This is a genomic window from Hydrogenivirga sp. 128-5-R1-1 (assembly GCF_000171895.1).
Genome location: NZ_ABHJ01000056.1, coordinates 1 through 4,092, shown reverse-complemented (window position 1 = coordinate 4,092; position 4,092 = coordinate 1). Strand labels below are relative to the sequence as shown.

General features: G+C 30.7%; 4 protein-coding genes. 1 reads left to right on the top strand and 3 read right to left on the bottom strand.

Annotated elements, in window-relative coordinates; translation table 11 throughout:
* The coding region (locus tag HG1285_RS05590) for a glycosyltransferase family 4 protein (protein ID WP_008288358.1) at positions 1-1,042 on the bottom strand (1,042 nt) is incomplete at its 3' end.
* A gap of 59 nt (positions 1,043-1,101) precedes the next feature.
* On the opposite strand from HG1285_RS05590, the gene HG1285_RS05595 reads away from it, so the two are divergent.
* A complete protein-coding gene (locus HG1285_RS05595; protein WP_008288357.1) occupies positions 1,102-2,103 on the top strand; it encodes an SDR family NAD(P)-dependent oxidoreductase in 1,002 nt (333 codons plus the stop codon).
* On the opposite strand, the gene recO is transcribed toward HG1285_RS05595, so the two are convergent.
* The gene (recO, locus tag HG1285_RS18880) at positions 2,100-2,792 is read right to left on the bottom strand and encodes a DNA repair protein RecO (RefSeq protein ID WP_008288356.1); all 693 of its coding nucleotides are present in this window, start codon (positions 2,790-2,792) and stop codon (positions 2,100-2,102) included. The genes HG1285_RS05595 and recO overlap by 4 nt on opposite strands.
* Positions 2,789-3,991 carry a bifunctional 3'-5' exonuclease/DNA polymerase gene (locus HG1285_RS05600; RefSeq protein ID WP_083793089.1) on the bottom strand — a complete coding sequence of 401 codons (1,203 nt, stop codon included), beginning with the start codon at positions 3,989-3,991 and terminating at the stop codon, positions 2,789-2,791. The genes recO and HG1285_RS05600 overlap by 4 nt, the downstream gene beginning before the upstream one ends.
* Positions 3,992-4,092 lie beyond the last annotated feature (101 nt).

Genomic DNA, 4,092 nt, shown 5'->3' with positions numbered 1-4,092 from the left:
TTGAATAATTTTCTGCCGTTTTTACAGCATTAGAAGCAGTATTTTTATACTCTTCATCTGAAAGATTCAGTAAAAACTGCATTTTATTTTTAAATGCATCAAAATCTCCTACAGGTACCGAAAAACCATTATATCCATCTTTTAAGTACTCATCTATTCCGCCTGCAAGCGTAGATAGTACAACTTTACCTGATGCCATAGCCTGAAGCAAAGCTCCTGCTATTCCTTCTAAGTTGGAAGATAAAACAAAAAAGTCCGATGCGTGCAAAATTTCAGGTATATCTTTCCTAAAGCCAAGCCCCCTAACCTTATTTTCTATACCAAATTTCTGAGCTAATTCTTTTGCCTTTATGTCTGTTTCCAGTCCTACCAATAAAAGAAAACAGTTATCACAATTTAATTTAGAGAAAGTTTCAATTAATTTGTCTTGAGCCTTAACTTCAGGATTCCAGTTTGCTACATTTACAAAAATCTTTGCATTTAATGGAAGATTAAGATTTTTTCTTATTTCTTCTTTTAATTTGTTTACATTTTTAAATTTATTAATTTCAATGCCACTTTCTATTGTTATCAGCTTTTCTGGGAAAAATTTTTCTTTTTCAAGTTTTTCTTTAACTTTTTTTGAAACAACTACAATTTTGTCTGCAGCAGAGTATTTAAGATATTTAGATAAAAAAGATGGAATTCTCCCTGAACGTTTAACATTAATTATTTTAGGATTTGTTTTTAAAAATAGCTTGGCAATTCTTACATAATCAAAAGCATGTGGAGAGTTTGCTATTACAATATTAAAATTTCCGTTGTCTATTATCTTTATTAACCTTTTATAATTTTCCCATCTATATCTGGCATTTTTTATATGATTTTCAAAAAAATGGGTTTTAACATTATAAGGTTTTAATTTTTCAACCATTTCTTTATATTGAAAAGAAAGAGCTATTTCAACGTCAATGTTTCTTTTTTTTAATTCTCTTGTAAGCAAATAAACCTGCTCTTTTGTACCACCCCAGCCATATCCATCAACAACCTGCAGTATTCTCAATTAAAAAAGCTCCTGATGATATAATTTAAATGACAAAAAATTATATCAGGAGTGGATAAGTGCAAGCAAAAACAGTTTTACTTACAGGAGCTGCCGGATTTATAGGCTGGAAAACAGCCCAGCTTTTACTTGAAAAAGGCTACAAGGTAGTTGGCATTGACAACATGAATAATTATTACGACCCAAGATTAAAAGAATGGAGAAAGTCTCAGCTTGAAAAATATGAAAATTTTAAATTTTTTAATGTAGATATTGAAAATTTAGGAGCATTAAAGGTTTTATTTGACAGCTTTAATTTTGATTATGTTGTAAACCTTGCAGCAAGGGCAGGAGTTAGGTATTCAATAGTAAATCCTCATGTTTATTTAACTACAAATGCACATGGAACTTTAAATTTACTTGAGCTTATGAAAGAAAATTCAGTTAAAAAATTTGTACTTGCTTCAACTTCTTCACTATATGCAGGACAGCCAATGCCATTTAAAGAAAACCTGCCTGTAAACACACCTATTTCTCCTTATGCTGCATCTAAAAAAGCAGCTGAGGTTATGTCATATACCTATCACTATTTATACGATATAGACATTTCAGTAGTTAGATACTTTACAGTATATGGTCCTGCTGGAAGACCTGATATGAGTATCTTTAGATTTATAAAATGGATTGATGAAGGAACTCCTATAAAACTTTTTGGAGATGGTTCTCAGGCAAGGGATTTTACTTATGTTGATGATATTGCAAAAGGAACAATTCTTGCAATGGAAAAAGAAGTTGGATATGAAATAATAAATCTTGGTGGTGGCAAGAATCCAATATCTTTAAAAACAATAATAGAAAAAATAGAAAATTTACTTGGTAAAAAAGCAAAAATAGATTATAAGCCTTTTAATAAAGCGGATATGATGGAAACATGGGCAGATATAGAAAAAGCAGAAAAATTACTTGGCTGGAAACCTGAAATTGACATTGATGAAGGTTTAAAAAGAACAGTTGAATGGTATTTAGATAATAAAGACTGGGTAAAGAATATTTCTCTTGAGGAGAATGTGCAGAATATTTAATGATTTTCAAGATAATCCTGAAATTTTTTAATCAAAACAGGGGAGATTATTAATCCCTGTTTATTTATGTCTTTAAATTTTAGTTTTAACAGTTTTGCAGTAAGCACAAGCTCCTCATAAGAAAGGTCTGTTTTTTTATTTTTACTGCATTTTTTACATAAACTTCCTGTTTTTTTAAAAGAAAATTCCTGAAAGTTTTTCCTGTTAATTTTTACCCCGCACTTTACACATTTGTTAAAGCTTGGCAGTATGCCATAAAGGGCTATGTATTTTATTAAAAATGTTAATTTATAGGTTTGTAAGTACTTATTTTCAGTAAATTGTAGGTAATAAAGAGCATTTTTTAGCAGACTATAAAGTTTTTCATCATTAAAAATTGTAAATTTATCAAAAATATGTAAAATCCATAAAGCTGTATCTAATTTATCTAAATCTTTTGTAAAAGGATATGAAAGATTTACATTTTCATCTATTTCTTTTATGAATGTTTTTTCTTTATACTTAACAAACACGCCTTTTATCCAGTTGAAAGGCTGAAGTTTTGGAAGGTACATATTTTTTAAAATCTGACCGCCTTTTATGTATATATTTTCTTTACCAAAACCTTTTGTAAAAACCGTAATTGATAAATCATTTGTGCCTGATGAAGAACTTCTCAGGACTATAGCCTCATCTTTTATGAATATCATTTTTCAGCCCAGCTTTTAACGATATTTGCCTCATATTCCACAGGCACTTTTTTAAGCAGTATTTTCCCTGCCTTTTTCATACTTTCTTCTAAAATATTTTTTGCCTGCACTGTTATATCCTCTTTTGCCTCAACAATAATCTCATCGTGGACAAGGTTTACAATATATGCATTTAAGTCTTTTTTCAAAATACCAAAAAAGTTTACTGCCATTTTGAGCATATCACTTCCACTTGCCTGAATAGGATAATTAACTGCATCTGTAAATCTACTTACCTTCATCCTTCTACCAAGTAAAGATTGGACAGTTATCTGTCTATGTTTATTTAGTTTTTCTTTTGTTTCTTCATGCCACTTTTTAAATCCCCTATAATGCTGGAAAAATTTATCATGAAAATCCTGAGCTTCCTTTAATGATATATCAACGCCGTAATTATTCCTTGCATACTCCATTAAGGACCTTGGAGATATACCATAAATAAGACCAAAATTTATTGCTTTTGCAAGCTGTCTTTCTTCTTTTGTAATTTCTTCATAAGATTTTCCTGTTATTAATGAAGCTGTAAATCTATGAAGGTCTTTACCTTCTTTAAAAGCATTTATCATGACTTCATCATTTGTATATTCTGCGGCGATTCTAAGCTCTATTTGAGAATAATCAGCAACTATCATCGAATATCCTTTTGAAGGTCTAAATAAAACTCTAAGTTCAGGAGGAATATTTTGAAGGTTTGGCTTTGAAGAGGACATTCTACCTGTCGGAGCTCCTATTTGTCTAAACTGGCTGTGGATACGGACTGTATCACTGTCAGAAGGGTCATTTCTTGTATGCTCATTTAACTCTTTAAGTTTATCTAAAAGTTTTTTTGTTGTTCTTATCTCCATTAACTGCCTTACTTCTTTTAAATGCTCATACTTTTTTAATGCTTTATCTTGAGATGATAAAGCTCCTTTCTGAGTTTTGGGCAGAGTTATGCCTACTTTGTTAACCAGCCAGTTTGAAACTTTTGCGGGAGAAAACGGGTCAACTCCGTAATTTCTAACAAATTCAATGTACATTCTCTGGTATTTGCTTTGGATATCAGTTAACATATTTTTTAGTAAATTTTTATCTACAGGCATACCCTTTAACTCAATTAATGCAAGTTGAGGAACAAATGTAAACTCAACTGCTGCAACTGCATTTTCAACACCAAATATTTCTTTAACTTTGCCTGTTGATTTATGTGGAGTGGGACCTCATTGAGCTTTCTTTTATGAGGGGAAATCTGCCTTAGAGCTTCATATCTTTGCAGATACTC